This window comes from Collinsella sp. LCP21S3_D3, assembly GCF_052118305.1.
Taxonomy (GTDB): domain Bacteria; phylum Actinomycetota; class Coriobacteriia; order Coriobacteriales; family Coriobacteriaceae; genus Collinsella.
In genome coordinates this window covers 1-14,040 of sequence record NZ_JBQKHK010000024.1, presented here as the reverse complement: position 1 = coordinate 14,040, position 14,040 = coordinate 1, and the positions used below count along the sequence as shown (strand labels likewise).

Below are 14,040 nucleotides of genomic sequence, written 5' to 3'. Positions count from 1 at the left end.
CCACCCATCGGGCGCACCATCTCCGACGCCGACGACCACCGGCCACGAGACTCCGAGCGCAGAACACCCACCACCACCGCACCGAGCGGTGCCATCGGATCGGACAGCCACGCACGGGAGTGTCCGGGAGACACCACAGCCTGCACCGACTCGCCACCCGTACCGACCACCTGCCCCGACGACGACACGGCCTCAACCAGATACGTCACAGGCGCACCGACCGGTATGTCCCAGTCCACGACACGCGCCGACGACCCGAGCGGCACATGCTGCCCACGCACCGGCACCCGCACACCATCCACCACCCGCCACACACGCAGCGACACCACCCCAGCCGGAACCTCCGTCACAAGCATGTCCACCCACGGCGGCGACTGCATCACCAGCGGAGCCAGTATCATCAGCGTCTCCTCACCGTCGATGCCGACCGACGGCCAGCCATCTCGATCCGCGCATCCACCAGACGCTCCACACCCGAGGTCGGGTCCACCATCACAATCCGGACACCAGCCAGGCCATCCGCCACAGCAGCCGAGATACCGGACGTGTCTACGCTATGCCTGAGTGTCGGGGCCGAGAGTGTTGGACGGTAGGCGGTGACGCTGCCCCCGTCGCGGAAGCGCGGGACAGCGCCGTGAGCATTGATGTAGTCGAGGACGCCGCGCCCGAGTCGTGCGGCAGACGCCGCCCTGATCACATACTCGCCCGTCGATGCCATGATCGGGATCGAGTCAGAGGTGGCTGTTCCGGGGCCGTAGATGGGACCACCCATCGCACGCCCCGTCGCGACGAGTCCGCTAGAGGTCCGCATCTCCGGGATGTTGTTCGTCATGGTGTAGCGCACCTTGATTTGCGCAGCCCGGTCACGAGCAAGCTGCTGGAATGCGGACTCCACCTCAGCCGCCGACTTGCCGTGCAGGGTTGCGAGGAATCGTGTGCGCTCCTCCTCCGGGATCGACGCCAAAAGACCCTTCCACCTGTCCGCGATCTGCGTGGCCTGCGGCGCTCCCGTCGCGGCTATCTGCGTCCTCACGTCGTCCGGGATCGCAAAGTAGGCGGCGGCCAGCTTGTCCGCCTCGTCCTTCGATTTACCCATCGCGACTGCGCCGCGCACCCACTCGTCTCGGGCGCGTTTCGTGGCCGCAGTGATCTGGTCGGCGCTAGCTCCCTGGTCGTAGAGGGTGCCGATGTAGCTGATCGACGCCTGCGCAAGATCGTTGAGCGCCTCCTGGTTAGCCCGCCCCGCCTCGGTAGCGAGATCGAGGCCCTTTTCGCCCTTCTTTACCTGTTCGGCCAAGCTCGCAATCGACTTTTCGACCGCGATCTGCGACCCGGACATTTTCAGCAGCTCATTCCCGTACGCTTGTGTCGCCTCCAGCAGCTCCTTCTGCGCCTCTGCCGATCGTTGGGCGGCGTCCGCCTGCTTCTGTAGCGCCTTCTCGTTGTCCTTGGCGGCGTCGGTCGACCCCTCGGTCGCCTCCGCCATCTGCGCCGCCTTCGCGGCTGCATCCCCGACGAGCTGCGACTCCTCCGCGAGGCGGGAGGTCACCTCATCCGAGAGCGAAACCCGGTCGGAAAGCGTCGACTTCAGTCTGTCATTCTCGCGGACGAGGCCCGCCAACTTGATCTGCACATCCTCGGTCGCCACACCCTTGGCTCGCATCGACTCGATAGCAGCATCGTTGGCGCGGACCTGACCCTCCAGCGCCGACTTGCTCGCATCGAGCTGGCTCCTCACGCGAGCCATCGCGTCGGCATTCCCGAGCGCCGCGTCAGTCAGGTCAGCGAGACCGACCTGAGCCTTCTGAGCGAGGTCGAACAAACCCGAATCCTGTAGGTGCTGCGCAGCCAACGCCCTCGACGCCTCACCGATCACCGTGCCCTGCTGACGGATCGCGTCTGTGTACTCGCGGGCCCGCTGGGTCGCCTCCGCCTGCCGACCCATCCACGCGCCGAGCAGCAGCCCAGCAGCAGTCAGAGCCAGCCCGATCGCGCCCATCGCCAGCGTGGCCGTCCGCACCGAGATGCCCAGACCCGCGAGCGCGATCTTGAAATCGTGGAGGGCCTTCACGGCCTTGAGGACGCCGCCAGCGGCCAGCAGCCCAGCGGTCGTCAGCAGGCCGATACCGACGACCCCGGTCTTGGCCGCGCTCGGGAGACTGCCAAACGCCTCCGCGAGTGCCGACAGGCCACGCAGCACCGAATCCACCACGGGCAGCAGCGTCTGACCCAGCGTGATCGCCTCATCACGGATCGAGTTGATGGCGATCTGCGCCTGGGCTGCGCGGGTCTCGTAGCGCTTCGCTGCCTCCAGTGACAGCGCATTGTTCTGCTCCCACGCCTCCGCACCCAGCTTCAGCGCGTCCCGCAGCAGGTCCTGCTCGGTGCCAGCCGCTCGGGTAGCGCCAGCGAGACGCCCAATCACGTCGAGCTGCCGCTCACCATCGACGCCGAGGTCCTTCAGCACCGCATTGACATCCTCACCGGATGCCCGCATCCGGCCGAGACCCTCGACGAAATCGGCGGTCGCACCAGCGGCGTCACGTCCCCACTTCTCGCGGAACTCATCGGCGGTCTGCCCGCTGATGCGGGCCAGTGTCGCCAAACCGTTGCCACCGGCACGGACGTGCGCGTCGATGAGCCGCCATGTCTTGGACATCGCCGTGCCGCCGGCCTCCGCCTCGACACCGACCGACGCCATCGCCGCAGCGGTCGCCAGCACGTCAGCCTCAGTCATGCCCATCTGTGACCCGGCAGCAGCGAGACGCTGCGACAGGGACACGATGTCACGCTCTGTCGTCGCGCCATTATTGCCGAGCGCCACCACAGCCGACCCGAGACGCCGCACATCCGCCTGAGAGGTGCCCATGACGTTCATAAACTGCGCCAGTGACGTGGCTGCCTCGTCCGCGCTCAGGTTCGTTGTCTCGCCCAGATCGATCATGGTGCGCGTGAAACCGACGATGGCCTCGGACTTCACGCCGAGCTGACCGGCAGCCTCAGCGACAGCGGCGATCTCTCGATGCGACGACGGCAGTTCTTTCGCCATCGACCGCAGCCCAGCCTCAATCGCAGCCATCTGCTGCGGTGTGCCATCCACGGTTTTGGTGACGCCCGCCCAAGCCGACTCCCAGTCGATCGCGGACTTCGCCAGCCCACCCAGCGCGAGCGCACCAACCGCACCCACCTTGAGAAGGGTGCCGCCCAGTCTCCCGAGCTGGTCAGAGTGTTTGTCCATCCAGCGGGTCGCGGTCGTCCCGGCCTTCTGGGCGGTGCGGGAGTACTCGACAGCGGCCTGGCCGACCTGTCGGAAGCCTGTGATGACGCCCTGCACGCCGTCGATCGTCAGTCGAGCCATGACGGTACGAGACACGCCACATCACCACCTCTGCAGTGTCAGTCCTCGGTTGGGATCGGCAGCCGCTCCAGACGGATACGGCGGGCCTGCGGCAGCGGATCAGCGGAAGTGCCCTCCAGCTCCCGGTCTTCGCTGCTCACCCGCTGTTGCCAGCGGGCCATTGCGACACAGCCTCGGCACCAGCCGACGTGGATGCGGTGGTAGTACCCATCACCGTCGTCCTCGAGCGGTGACTTGTCGGTCAGGGTCTCTGTCAGATCAGAACCGCAGCCGTGACAGGTGTGGGCCTCGATCTCGTCGAGAGCCAGCGCCATATTGCGCTCAGTCTCGTCCCACGCCGGGTCGGTTGTGATGGTGTAGCTGCCGTCGCCAGTGGGTGTGATGGTGCGGTTCGGCTCCCACCCGAGCATCGCCCGGACAGTCAACCCACGCGCTTTCGCGGCCCGCACCAGCGCCAGCATGTCAGGATCGGCCTTGAGGGCGCCGATCAAAAATTTACGGTGTTGCTGCCCCGCCGGTTATTGGCGTACACGAGTGCCCGGATCGGGTCCAACTCGCCAAACGTCGGCTGCGCCGCATCCAAGAACTCGGTCCACGTCTGGCCGGTGTCCTCACCGTCCAGCTCGACCCGCAAGAAGCAGCGGGCAGTGACCTCGGAGTGGAACTTCTGCGCCGAGGCCGCATCCGTATCGACCTCCGCCCCGCCAGACCGGATCAGAATGTGCTCATACTCGTCGGCATTGAGGCGGCGGAACACGAGGTCAACCTGACAGTCCCGCGCCTCCTCGATCGCCGTCTCCAGATCGGCCTTGATGTGCCCCAGCTCGGCAGTCAGGGTTTCACGCTCGTCGGGATCGCTGGCGCGACGATCCTCAGACTCACCCTCGCCAGCATCCCCCAGCGCTTGGAGCAGATCCTCGATCGCAGCGGCACGTCGCCCCATGCCCTCGATGCGGTCCGCCAGTTCCTCATCGAGCATGAAGGGGATGCGCTGCAGCCCGGCGGTGGACCGCTGCTGCTGGCGGCGTTCCAGCGCCTCCCGAAGTTTCTGGTTCGCAGTACTCATGGTGTGGTCTCCCTGTCTGGCCGCAGCCCCCGCCATGACAGGGCGTGGCGGGGGCTGCGGCGGGCTATGCGGCGGTAGGTCAGGCGAAGGTCACGCCGGAGCGGAGCAGTGTCCACGAGGTCTGTACCTTGCGGACATATTTGCCGGACTGAAGTGGGGACGTGTGCTCGGCGCCGTTCTGCACCATGTACTCATCCCACCTGTCGGACGCCTTCAGCTCGGTGCCATGCTTAACCCCCATCCGCAGATACACGTACTGGGTCTGGTTCGCCTTGATTTTCGACTTCGCCAGGTTTCCCTGCTCGGTGCCGTCTCCCTGGGGAGCCACGAGGTGGACCCACTCCTTCCGGTCGTACACGGTCGCGCCGAAGCTCTCAACCTTGCTCGCGTGACAGGCCCGCGTGTCGTCCTCACGCTCCTGCGAGAAGCCGATCTCGACCTCCCCGGAGGGCAGGTAGCAGGACACGTCGAACATCGCCTTGAGGTCAGCCAGCGAGGCAGCTTTCGTGTCATTCACGAGCCATGTGTTGTTGCCCGGCGAGGAGATGCCTGCCGGGTAGATGTCCTCAGTCGCCATTATTTTCTCCCTCGTCGTTTGGGGTGGACTCCGGCGTCTCCGGGGCCACAGTCAGGGTTGCGTGCAGTTTCGGCGGCAGCGCCTCGCCGTAGATGTCGGACGCACGTCCGGGATGGATGGATTCAGTCTCCTGGTCATAGACGCGGGTGGACCACACGGGCGATGTCGGGTCGCCCTTGCGTCTCACCCGGTACCAGCCCGCAGCGTCAGGAGTCGGCATGATGGGTCCTCTCAGTCGTCGATGTCGTAGGTCAGCGTGAAGCTGAACCGAGGCTCGGTGGGGATAGACGTGTCCTTGATGAGCGGCCCAGCGTCCGACTCCAGCGCCGCGCCCCACCTCAGGGAAGGGAACGGGCGCCAATCCACGAACCGACCCCGGCACGCATCCAGCGCGAGCGATGCCTGTTGTGGGGTCGAGCCGCAGCAACGAACCGAGAACCGGCCCTGCCGTGACGACACCCGCCCGTCGGCGCGGGTCACGCGGTCGTAGCCGGGATCAGGGTCGATCACCAAATAGGGGACGCGTCGAGATGACGCGTCAGGGGGAGTCTCACCGAACACGAGCACACGCGGCTCCAAATACCTCGCGTGCGCCAGCGCCAGATCGTGGAGGTTCAGCACGGACAGCAGCGGGTGACTCACCGGTAGCTCCGTGACACGACCTGGTCGAGATCGTCAGCGATCAGGTCCACTTCGCCATCCACCGAGGCTCTAACGAACGGTGACGCGGGCATGCGAGCCGTGCCGTACTCCTGATAGACGGGGTACATCTTCGCCATACGCGGGCCGATCTCGGCGGTGCGGGTCCATCGGGTGCCGCGAATGCGGTATCCGATCGCCTTCACCAAGGCACCAGTGTCGCGGGGCGCAGTTTGCTTCTGCCTCTTCCGCACCCGAACCGCGGCACGCCGCAGCACAGCAATCGTTTCCTTGTCGATGCGACCCGAGGCGTCCGTGCATGCCTGTTGTAGTTCACGCGCACCGCTCACAGTGATACTCATGCCGCCCCCTCTGGTCGATAGCCGACGATGCGGCGCACCTCGCCGTCGGAGTCCAGCAGTTCGCCGGACAGGACGAACCGTGCACCGATCAGCGCAGGGGCTCGGGAGCCCGTGACCCGCAGCACCATGTCAGGCGCATAGACGGCGTCGAGCGGCAGAGTGATCACAGCCCGATTCAGCGGAGCATCCTCACCAGCAGCCTCGACCGTGGCGGGGGCCGGGCTGGACACGTGCACGGCGCCAGACCAGCGGACAGCACCCTCGACGCCGAGGCGTCCCGTCGCCACGTCCAGCACGTCAGACGGCGCATCAGTGATGACCGCATCATCCGGCAGCGCCGGGGTCGCGACCACACAGTTCACGAGCGCCGGTTCATCCGGCCACGGCGGCATCTGAGTACCCAGCACACGGACCTCACGCCCCCGCACCACGAGCCGGGTGGGAGGGTCGATACGGCGCGCCGGATAGACAGCCAGCATGACGCGCTGACCCGTCTCGCCAGGACGACCGGCCTGCTCGCTGACCGCACGCTCGGACACGGCCGCATGGAACGTGTCGCCGCCCACCAGCCGGACGAGCTCGCACTCTCCGATCCAGTTCACGGCCACAGATTCCGATAGGCCCCATCGGGGGGCGGGAACGAACCGACGGGACCGACGCCACGACCACTGCCGGGACACATGGCCGCGAGGGTTCGCGTGTCATCGGGAGAGAACACCGACCCGAGCTCGGCGTCGGAGAAGTAGGTGCGCGACCACTCACCCGACTGACGCGACTTGATGCGCCGGTCTGACCCGGCGAGGCTCGCGGCGGCACCTCGCAGGATCGCGAGGGCCAATACTTGAGCCTCACCGGTCAGGGAGGTGATGCATGGGGCGATGGTCTGGGCGTATGCCAGTACGCGACGAGCGACTGTCAGGTCATCGTGAATGTGCGCCAAATCCATCGCCCCACGCCCCCCTACTTCCGGCCTCGGGTGGTCGACCCGTCGGGAGCCTCACCCTCACCCTCGGTGTTGCCGTCCGGCTCGGGAACGGCCTCGATGAGACCGATGCCGAGCAGGTGCTCGATGTGCTCAGTGTCCGACCCGTCGGGCAGCACACAGCCGTGCGACATGTGCATGTATGCGCCGCCAACCAGCACGACAGCCTTGGGTCCGCTCACTCGGTACGCCATGGTCAGACCCCCGTGCCCGTGATGCGGATCGCGGCCCTCGGCTCGATCACGGCAGCGACACCGACACGACGGACACGCAGACGGTAGCCGTCACGGTCGGAGTCAGTCGGACGCCATACCTTCGTCTCGATCCCGAGAGTGCCGGGCACGGCCGTGTAGCCGGGAGACCCGAGCTTCTCGGTCGCGATACCACCCAGCAGACTCGGGTCGAGCACCATCGGGTCAGCGAAAGGCAGATGCTTGGAAGCCAGCCACGTCTTGCCGAGGAAGTCCCCAATCACCCCGCTCTCCACCGAGCGCGATATACCGTTCGCGGCCAGGTCGGCCTTGACGAACTTCGCCGCGACCTTCCCGTACTGGGCCGGGTTCAGCACCACGACAGAGCCGTCGATACCGAGGTCGTCATCATCGAGCACGGCGTCAGCAGCCAGTACGTCCTCAATGATCTGGTCAGCAGTCGTCCAGTTCGCGCCAGCCGCCTTGGTGCGGGAGACCGGCGATCCGATGACCGCGAGGTTCTTGCGATCCACGCGGCGGACCATGGAGTTGATGAGCTTGCGCAGCGCACGCTCCACAGGGTCCATGAGCAGCCGCTTGATCGCCTCATCGGTCACCTCAGAGTCCTGCCCGTCCTTCTCGGACGGGGCAGACGCCGGGGTGCCTTCAGTCGCGGGCGTCAGCGGATACTCGCCACCAGCGGCGATCTCCTCCGGCTCCCGATCTACGTACAGGCCATCGTCGATGAGGTAGCTGATCGCGCCACCCGACACGTCGTAGCGGCCTTGCAGCAGGAAGTCTGAAATGAATTTCTGCTGCGCCAACTCCTTGACCCGCCTCGCCACGAGCGTCGGGGTCTGCAAAAAATGATGCACATCGGCGGGTGCGAGGTCTTGCCCTGCGCCCGTCACATAGGGGTAGGTGTATGCCATGATGCGTCCTCTCAGTCCGCGATCTGAATGAGGGTGCCATCGGTGCCGCCGGTGATGGCGAGTCCGATGGGGTTGGTTTCATTGGCGGCCACGCATCCGTCAACAGCGGTCACGACATGCTGCCCAGCGGTCACGGCGCCCTTCGCCTTGACGAGTTGGACGTGTCCGCGCAGGTGCACGACGACCTTGGACTCGGCGGCGGCGCTGTGGCCTGCGACGCCGATGTACTTGGTGGACGCGCCGGACGTGGCGGCGACTCGACGGTCACCGGTCACCTCGACGCACTGTCCGCCCTTGACGGCTGCTGACGCCGTGAACGTGACGGTCTGGCCGGGCTTGAACTGGGGCAGGTAGTCGCTCATCGCGTCTCCTCCTTCGGGTAGTAGCGGGCGTACTCGGCGTCGGCAGCGGCCTCGACCGATCCGGCGTGCCCGATCTCAGACATCGGGATCGTGTTCGGGGCCAGCGAGGCGAGGATCGCGGAAGCGCCCTCCTCGTCGGCATTGAGTTGCGCCAGCCAGTGGTCGCGGCGGGCGGGCGGGATACGCCCCTCAGTGATGGCGGACGCCACCAGCGAGGTACGGCGCTCAGCGTCACGCTCGGCGCGCAGCGACCGGGCATCGGCAGCAGCAGACTGCAGATCGGCCAGTGTCGCAGCATCGACCGCTACGACACCCTCAGGCAGGGCAGCAGTCGGGGCAGGTTCGGCTCGCTCTTCGAGGGCCTCGTCGAGCGCCGCAAGCACGGCACCCTCGTCGGCGTCGGCATCGGTCATCCCGAGCCGCTCTCGGAGCCCAGCCATCAGAGAATCGGACATGGAGTCCTCCTTCGTGGTGGGTTCGCCCGGCTCAGGACTGGCCGGGAGTTCAGTGGATGCCGACACGCTCGGCAGGGGCGGGGTAGGCGCATCAGCGCGACCCTGATAGCGGAAGCTCGACAGATCGAACGGGGTTGCCGACGCAGCGGCCGCCGCATCCTCCGACCCGTCCCACGCATCAGCCAGGCCCGCCAGCACAGCCTCCTCCGCCGTGTACCACGTCTCGGCGCGCATGATGTCGCGCCACTGGGCACGGGTTCCACTAGCGCGCTTCGCGTACGCGTCGGCATAGGAGTCGCTGAGCTTGTCGAGCACCGTCGCGGTGTCGCGCAGCACCTGCGCATTTCCCCATGCGATCCCGGACGCGTCATGCACCATCATCTGGCTCGATGGACCCATTGTGATGTGGTCACCGGCCATGCAGATGAGTGACGCCGCCGACGCGGCCAGCCCATCCACGGTGACGAGGACGCGGGCACGGTGCCGACGCAGCGCATTCATGATCGCCACACCATCCCAGGCAGCGCCGCCCGGAGAGTTCACGTACAGGTTGATCTGATCGACATCGAGCGCCGCGATCTGCTCGGCAAAGTCCTTGGCGGACACACCACCCCATCTCCCGATGTCGCCGTAGATGCGGACATCAGCCACGGTCTCGGTACCACCATCAGCCCTCATCTCGATCGAGCAGTAGTGCTGAGTCGCCATCACGCCACCTCCCTCACCGGCAGGCCATGGCTGGCCCGCATGTAGTCCTCCAGCCCCTCATCGGGGGTCACGGCTCCGCAGTCAACCAGAGCCTTGATTGCGTCCGCCGTAGCCGGGCTCTTCGCCCCGATCTCATCGAAGACGAGCTGCGGTGCAGGCTCGTCCTCGCCCCAGTTGAGGTCCACCAGATCATCGATGACATGCTGCTGAGTCACGTCCGCGATGTGCATCGCAACCGCCTGCAGCGACCCGACGAAGAAGTCTGCGAACGTGGTGCCGAGCGCCCACGAGCCCGTTTGGGTCCCGAGGTTCAGGAAGTGTGCGAGGACGGCGCGGGCGATCTGCTCATCGTGGTACCGGATCGGCTTGTCAGCATCCGGGAGGTCGCCCTCGACGCCGAGCAGTTGCAGCTTCGCGCCGCTCGGGATCGACGCACCAGCCTGCTCACCAGACCTGAACGCCGTCGCCAGTGCCAAACCATTCTCACGCTCGGCAGCGATCCACGCATCACGCTCCAGCGCCGTCGCTCCATCCGGCACAGGCGCACCCGTATACACCGGAACGCCGAGACCGTTGCGGTCGACAGTCAACGCCTGGGAGCGCAGCAGTCGATCTTTGATGAGCCAGTTCTTGTAGCACGATCGCAGTAGGCTCTCGCCCGCCCAGTTAGCGCCCTCGCGCTCATTGACGTACACGACGAGCCGGTCGATGGGGACACGGACTCGGCGCGTCCCCATCGAGTGCTGCTCGACGGCGACCAGGCCACCATCGGCGGCGACCTCGAAACCGGCGATCGTCTCCGGTGGCCGCCACGCCAGCTTCCGCAGACGCACCAAACCCTGCGCAGACTCGTACACCTGCTCGAAAATGGAGTGCCCGTAGGGCAGCTCCAGCAGCGCCAACCGCAGATGCTCGCTCCACGAGAATGTGCCACGGGTCCGGCGCGGCCTAGCCTCAGGTTTGCGCCCCTTGATCGGGACGCCGAGGTTGGCCGAGACCGCCTGGAGCACCGGCTCACGTACACCTGCCGGGTCCAGTTCCCATGTGGTGCGCCGGATCGGCAGCGTGACTGCCTTCAAGACGCTCTTGACCTGCGACTCCTCTCGCCTCATCCGCCCATAGACGGCGACCGAGCGAGGCCATACCAGATCGGGGTTCGTCTCCTGGGGCGCCGAGGCCATCTGCGACCACGACAGCAGCGCATCACCGCTCTGATAGCCGATCTCAGCCACAAGACACCACCCCTCTCAAAAACTCATCGTCAGCAGGCTCACCTCACGCGACCCACCATCGGCACCGCCCACCACACCAACCTTCGGCGGCGGCGGGATCGGGTCGCGGATTTCCACGACCGGTTGATGATCGAGCAGCCACACGGCACCCACAGCAGCGATCAGCGGAGACGCATCACACGGCGACCCACGCCGATCGATCACATCCACTCCACCGAGACGACGCGTCGCAGCCATTGACGCTGGCGCATCGAGACCGGGCTGCGCATTGTGCGCCAGCCGACCCGATGTCACCAACGCGAAAAAGTCCGTGTACGAGTTGAGCATGTCCTGCCCACCCCACTCCACGACCGGGAGCGTGAAATCGTCGGAGGCTCGCAGGTCAGCCAGGACAGCCGACACGGGAGCGCCACGCTCCTGCCCAGTCACACACGTCAACCGGCGCTCCACCTCCGGCGACGACAGGTACCCCTCGACCCAGTGCGTCCCGACACGCGAGGCGCGATGCTCGATCTGCGGACGCCCGTCGGCGCGGTACCCAGCGATCACCACATGGGCTCGTGACTTGTCGTCAGTCACGTCGATCGCCGCCACCAGCGGGCCAGCCAGCGTGTCCTCGTCAGCCAGACGCGGCCCCGACGGGCCATCGACCGGCTCATTCGCGCACGCGTCCCACGTGCCGGGCGGGTAGGGCGACTCGATCGCCCCGTCCGGCCACTGACACAGCACCTCCGTGTTGTGCGTCGGGATCAGATCGCCGGCGAGGAATAGCGAGTCGGGAGCGTCTACCTTGATGCAGCAGACAGGCACTGACGGCACGGTCTCGATCCGCGCAATCGTGGCTGGCCGAACATCTCGACGGGAGCGAGACGCGCGAAGATTGGCCAGCTTCCTCGGGAGGGTCGCGGGCAGCATATCGTCAGGTCGCGTCGTGAATGACACGTCGAAACGCAGCTTGTGCCCCCTCTTGCCGTATTCGCCACCGTCGAGTTCAGAGGTCTTCCACCCCAGTGATCTGACCAGCGAGCGGGCGCCTCTGATGAGTCGCATGTCGGTGTTCGTGAAGGTGGACCTTCCCGTCTTCTTGTGGATGGTTCCGTCGGAATCCATAAGCCCTTGGAGGAGCTGCAAGCGCTGCTCACGGGAAGCGGTCAGGTAAATGTCTGGGATGTGCTTGTTCTTGAGCACACCAAGCGCACGGAGGGCGCCTGTGAAGCGCCCATACCCACCGACTTGGAATCCAATGCGGTAGCAGTTCTCCGAGTCCTTGGCCGAAGTGGTCACAGTGCCGCCGCATTCGACGATCCGGCGCTCGATGTGCGCCCGGTCCCTAGCCTCGACAAATACCATCGCGGCGTGCTTGCTGCCGTCTCCTAGCCACAAGCCGAGCAGGTAGGGATGGACCGGGAGATCGACCTCGGGACCGTCGAGCGGCTCCACCTTGGGGAGCGTGAAGTTCCGTACGTCGTAGCCCATGCTCGGGTTGTAGTACGTCACCCCGCGGTCAATCAGCTCAGAGGTGCGGAGCGTCTCGACTCGCCCCGGCCTACGTCGGTCAGACACGGTCCATAGGTGGCCCTCGTCGCAGACCACAGATCGCCCATCATTGAGCGTTACCCGGTAGCAGGTTCGTCCGGTGTGAACCGGCGACTTCCCGACCACGTTCACCCACTCGCCATTGACGCCCTTGACTTGATCGCCAACCGCGATGTCGCCCATGGGAACCCATCCGCGCCGCGTGAGGGTGGGGGTGGCGACGTCTAGGCAGCGGAACACCCACTCAGGATCGGTCTGGTAGGCGCCGAGGACGGTGCGCTCGTCGATCAGGTATCCCAGCGACGGATTCGCCTCACACCACCCAGCACGGTCACCCTTCGCACGACCGGGGGCAGCCGACCACTCCGCCAGGAAAACCGTGTCCGCAGACGCCTCGTCCGCGGCCGCATCATCAGCCGCCAGCGCGTACTTCTCGAGCGGTGTCAGCTCGCAGATGCCGTCCGGGTCACCGAGCGCTAAGTGTGCGATCCGCCGCAACTGTTTCAGCACCACCGACATCACGTCGCCCGCGTTCGACATCGCCAGGATCAGGGCATGAGGCCGCGCCATCGTCGATTTTGTGACCGCGCCCCACGCGAGCCAGTTCCTCTGCTCACGCAGCTCATCGAACAGGATCAGATCGCCAGAGAAGCCACGAGCCGCGGCCCTCGACGCCGCCTTCACCTTCCATCGACGGCGCCCGCGCAGCAGTAGCGCCCGTTTGCCGTTGATCGCCACCACCTTGGCAACCTGATCAGCCAACCACGGCCGCAGCGGCTGCTCCTCGCCGTCGTCATCCTCCTCGGTAGCAGTCACCAGCTCCGACGCGAGGTCGAGAATCTCCTCAGCCGTGTCCAACCCCTGCGCGACGCCGAGCACCGTACCCCACCGGAGCACGTACAGCGCGTAGAGGCCCAGCACCAGCGAGATCGTCGACTTGCCGTTCTGGCGAGCCACCAGCAACACCAAAGTTTTGAACCGGAACGAGCCATCGTCCAGCAACTCGAGGCCGTGGACCATGAACCACTGCTGCCACGGCAGGAGCGGCATCCGCAGGACGTGCTCCGCGAAGTCGCAGACCTGGTAGCCGAGCGTCCACCGCTCCGTCTCCTCAGACCGAGGCTCCAGCGGACGCAACGGGGGCGTGTAGACCCTCGGCACCGTCGAACCGAGCCGAGCAGCCATCGTCAGCTCGCCCCACGACGAGACGCCCGCTGCTGCATCGCGATGATCCTCGCACCCGGCGAATCATCAGGCACCACGTGGGCCTCGGGCTTGGGGGGCGACGCCGCCTTCGACAGCGTCATACCCAGCGCCTCCGCATACCGCAGATATGTCGGGATCGTCACATTGTCCAGCTTCCCCGCCGGATTCAGGCCCTCCGCATCGATCGCATCGATCGCGTCAGCAAGACGACGTATCACCGCCACCAAGCCACGCGCACGACGCGACGGCGGACACTCACGCAGCGCCGCATCAGTCGCCTGCCGCACCGACTCGCCAAAGCCGTCATCCAGCACCCGACCCGACAGGACAGGAGACTCGACCTGCTCCACTACAGTCCCCCAATCTGGACCTCGCGCGACCCCCATCGCGAATCGCAGGGGGCCGCGGGGTGCCCTTTTTTCTCCCCCCTGCGA

Annotated in this window: 16 protein-coding genes; all 16 read right to left on the bottom strand. The window is 66.1% G+C overall.

The annotated features are described in order from the left end of the window. The coding region (locus tag ACTQ1S_RS08600) for a hypothetical protein (protein WP_441547508.1) at positions 1 to 401 on the bottom strand (401 nt) is incomplete at its 3' end. Next, the gene (locus ACTQ1S_RS08595) at positions 401 to 3,373 is read right to left on the bottom strand and encodes a phage tail tape measure protein (protein WP_441547507.1); all 2,973 of its coding nucleotides are present in this window, start codon (positions 3,371 to 3,373) and stop codon (positions 401 to 403) included. The genes ACTQ1S_RS08595 and ACTQ1S_RS08600, both read right to left, overlap by 1 nt. Positions 3,374 to 3,396: 23 nt before the next feature. Then, positions 3,397 to 3,819, bottom strand: coding sequence for a hypothetical protein (locus ACTQ1S_RS08590; protein WP_441186359.1), 423 nt, complete (start codon positions 3,817 to 3,819; stop codon positions 3,397 to 3,399). Between the two features lie 26 nt (positions 3,820 to 3,845). Further along, complete coding sequence (locus tag ACTQ1S_RS08585; protein ID WP_441547506.1) at positions 3,846 to 4,424, bottom strand: hypothetical protein; 579 nt, start codon at positions 4,422 to 4,424, stop codon at positions 3,846 to 3,848. 79 nt (positions 4,425 to 4,503) lie between these two features. After that, the gene (locus tag ACTQ1S_RS08580) at positions 4,504 to 5,001 is read right to left on the bottom strand and encodes a phage tail tube protein (RefSeq protein ID WP_441547505.1); all 498 of its coding nucleotides are present in this window, start codon (positions 4,999 to 5,001) and stop codon (positions 4,504 to 4,506) included. Next, positions 4,991 to 5,221, bottom strand: a complete 231-nt coding sequence (locus ACTQ1S_RS08575) for a hypothetical protein (RefSeq protein ID WP_441042166.1) — start codon at positions 5,219 to 5,221, stop codon at positions 4,991 to 4,993. The genes ACTQ1S_RS08580 and ACTQ1S_RS08575 overlap by 11 nt, the downstream gene beginning before the upstream one ends. Positions 5,222 to 5,232: 11 nt before the next feature. Then, positions 5,233 to 5,643, bottom strand: a complete 411-nt coding sequence (locus tag ACTQ1S_RS08570; protein ID WP_441042168.1) for a hypothetical protein — start codon at positions 5,641 to 5,643, stop codon at positions 5,233 to 5,235. Continuing rightward, entirely contained in the window at positions 5,640 to 6,002 is a 363-nt protein-coding gene (locus tag ACTQ1S_RS08565; protein ID WP_441547504.1) for an HK97-gp10 family putative phage morphogenesis protein, read from the bottom strand. Before ACTQ1S_RS08565 ends, ACTQ1S_RS08570 begins: the two co-directional genes overlap by 4 nt. Next, a complete protein-coding gene (locus ACTQ1S_RS08560) occupies positions 5,999 to 6,604 on the bottom strand; it encodes a DUF6093 family protein (RefSeq protein WP_441085572.1) in 606 nt (201 codons plus the stop codon). The genes ACTQ1S_RS08565 and ACTQ1S_RS08560 overlap by 4 nt, the downstream gene beginning before the upstream one ends. Positions 6,605 to 6,962: 358 nt before the next feature. Continuing rightward, positions 6,963 to 7,166 carry a hypothetical protein gene (locus ACTQ1S_RS08555; RefSeq protein WP_441547503.1) on the bottom strand — a complete coding sequence of 68 codons (204 nt, stop codon included), beginning with the start codon at positions 7,164 to 7,166 and terminating at the stop codon, positions 6,963 to 6,965. A gap of 14 nt (positions 7,167 to 7,180) precedes the next feature. After that, a complete protein-coding gene (locus ACTQ1S_RS08550; RefSeq protein WP_441547502.1) occupies positions 7,181 to 8,107 on the bottom strand; it encodes a phage major capsid protein in 927 nt (308 codons plus the stop codon). An 11-nt stretch (positions 8,108 to 8,118) separates the two neighbouring features. Further along, entirely contained in the window at positions 8,119 to 8,469 is a 351-nt protein-coding gene (locus ACTQ1S_RS08545; protein WP_441547501.1) for a capsid cement protein, read from the bottom strand. Then, on the bottom strand, positions 8,466 to 9,632 hold the full coding sequence (locus tag ACTQ1S_RS08540) for a head maturation protease, ClpP-related (protein ID WP_441042180.1): 1,167 nt from the start codon (positions 9,630 to 9,632) through the stop codon (positions 8,466 to 8,468). The genes ACTQ1S_RS08545 and ACTQ1S_RS08540 overlap by 4 nt, the downstream gene beginning before the upstream one ends. After that, on the bottom strand, positions 9,632 to 10,864 hold the full coding sequence (locus ACTQ1S_RS08535; RefSeq protein WP_441547500.1) for a phage portal protein family protein: 1,233 nt from the start codon (positions 10,862 to 10,864) through the stop codon (positions 9,632 to 9,634). Before ACTQ1S_RS08535 ends, ACTQ1S_RS08540 begins: the two co-directional genes overlap by 1 nt. Before the next feature lie 15 nt (positions 10,865 to 10,879). After that, complete coding sequence (locus tag ACTQ1S_RS08530) at positions 10,880 to 13,585, bottom strand: LAGLIDADG family homing endonuclease (RefSeq protein WP_441227397.1); 2,706 nt, start codon at positions 13,583 to 13,585, stop codon at positions 10,880 to 10,882. 2 nt (positions 13,586 to 13,587) lie between these two features. Then, complete coding sequence (locus ACTQ1S_RS08525) at positions 13,588 to 13,956, bottom strand: hypothetical protein (RefSeq protein WP_441036957.1); 369 nt, start codon at positions 13,954 to 13,956, stop codon at positions 13,588 to 13,590. Between the last annotated feature and the right edge of the window lie 84 nt (positions 13,957 to 14,040).

Coding starts and splice junctions, on each gene's coding strand:
- ACTQ1S_RS08545 (WP_441547501.1), bottom strand. CDS start 8,469: ATGAGCGACTACCTGCCCCAGTTCAAGCCCGGCCAGACCGTCACGTTC.
- ACTQ1S_RS08575 (WP_441042166.1), bottom strand. CDS start 5,221: ATGCCGACTCCTGACGCTGCGGGCTGGTACCGGGTGAGACGCAAGGGC.
- ACTQ1S_RS08580 (WP_441547505.1), bottom strand. CDS start 5,001: ATGGCGACTGAGGACATCTACCCGGCAGGCATCTCCTCGCCGGGCAAC.
- ACTQ1S_RS08585 (WP_441547506.1), bottom strand. CDS start 4,424: ATGAGTACTGCGAACCAGAAACTTCGGGAGGCGCTGGAACGCCGCCAG.
- ACTQ1S_RS08530 (WP_441227397.1), bottom strand. CDS start 13,585: ATGGCTGCTCGGCTCGGTTCGACGGTGCCGAGGGTCTACACGCCCCCG.
- ACTQ1S_RS08565 (WP_441547504.1), bottom strand. CDS start 6,002: ATGAGTATCACTGTGAGCGGTGCGCGTGAACTACAACAGGCATGCACG.
- ACTQ1S_RS08590 (WP_441186359.1), bottom strand. CDS start 3,819: ATGCTGGCGCTGGTGCGGGCCGCGAAAGCGCGTGGGTTGACTGTCCGG.
- ACTQ1S_RS08550 (WP_441547502.1), bottom strand. CDS start 8,107: ATGGCATACACCTACCCCTATGTGACGGGCGCAGGGCAAGACCTCGCA.
- ACTQ1S_RS08540 (WP_441042180.1), bottom strand. CDS start 9,632: ATGGCGACTCAGCACTACTGCTCGATCGAGATGAGGGCTGATGGTGGT.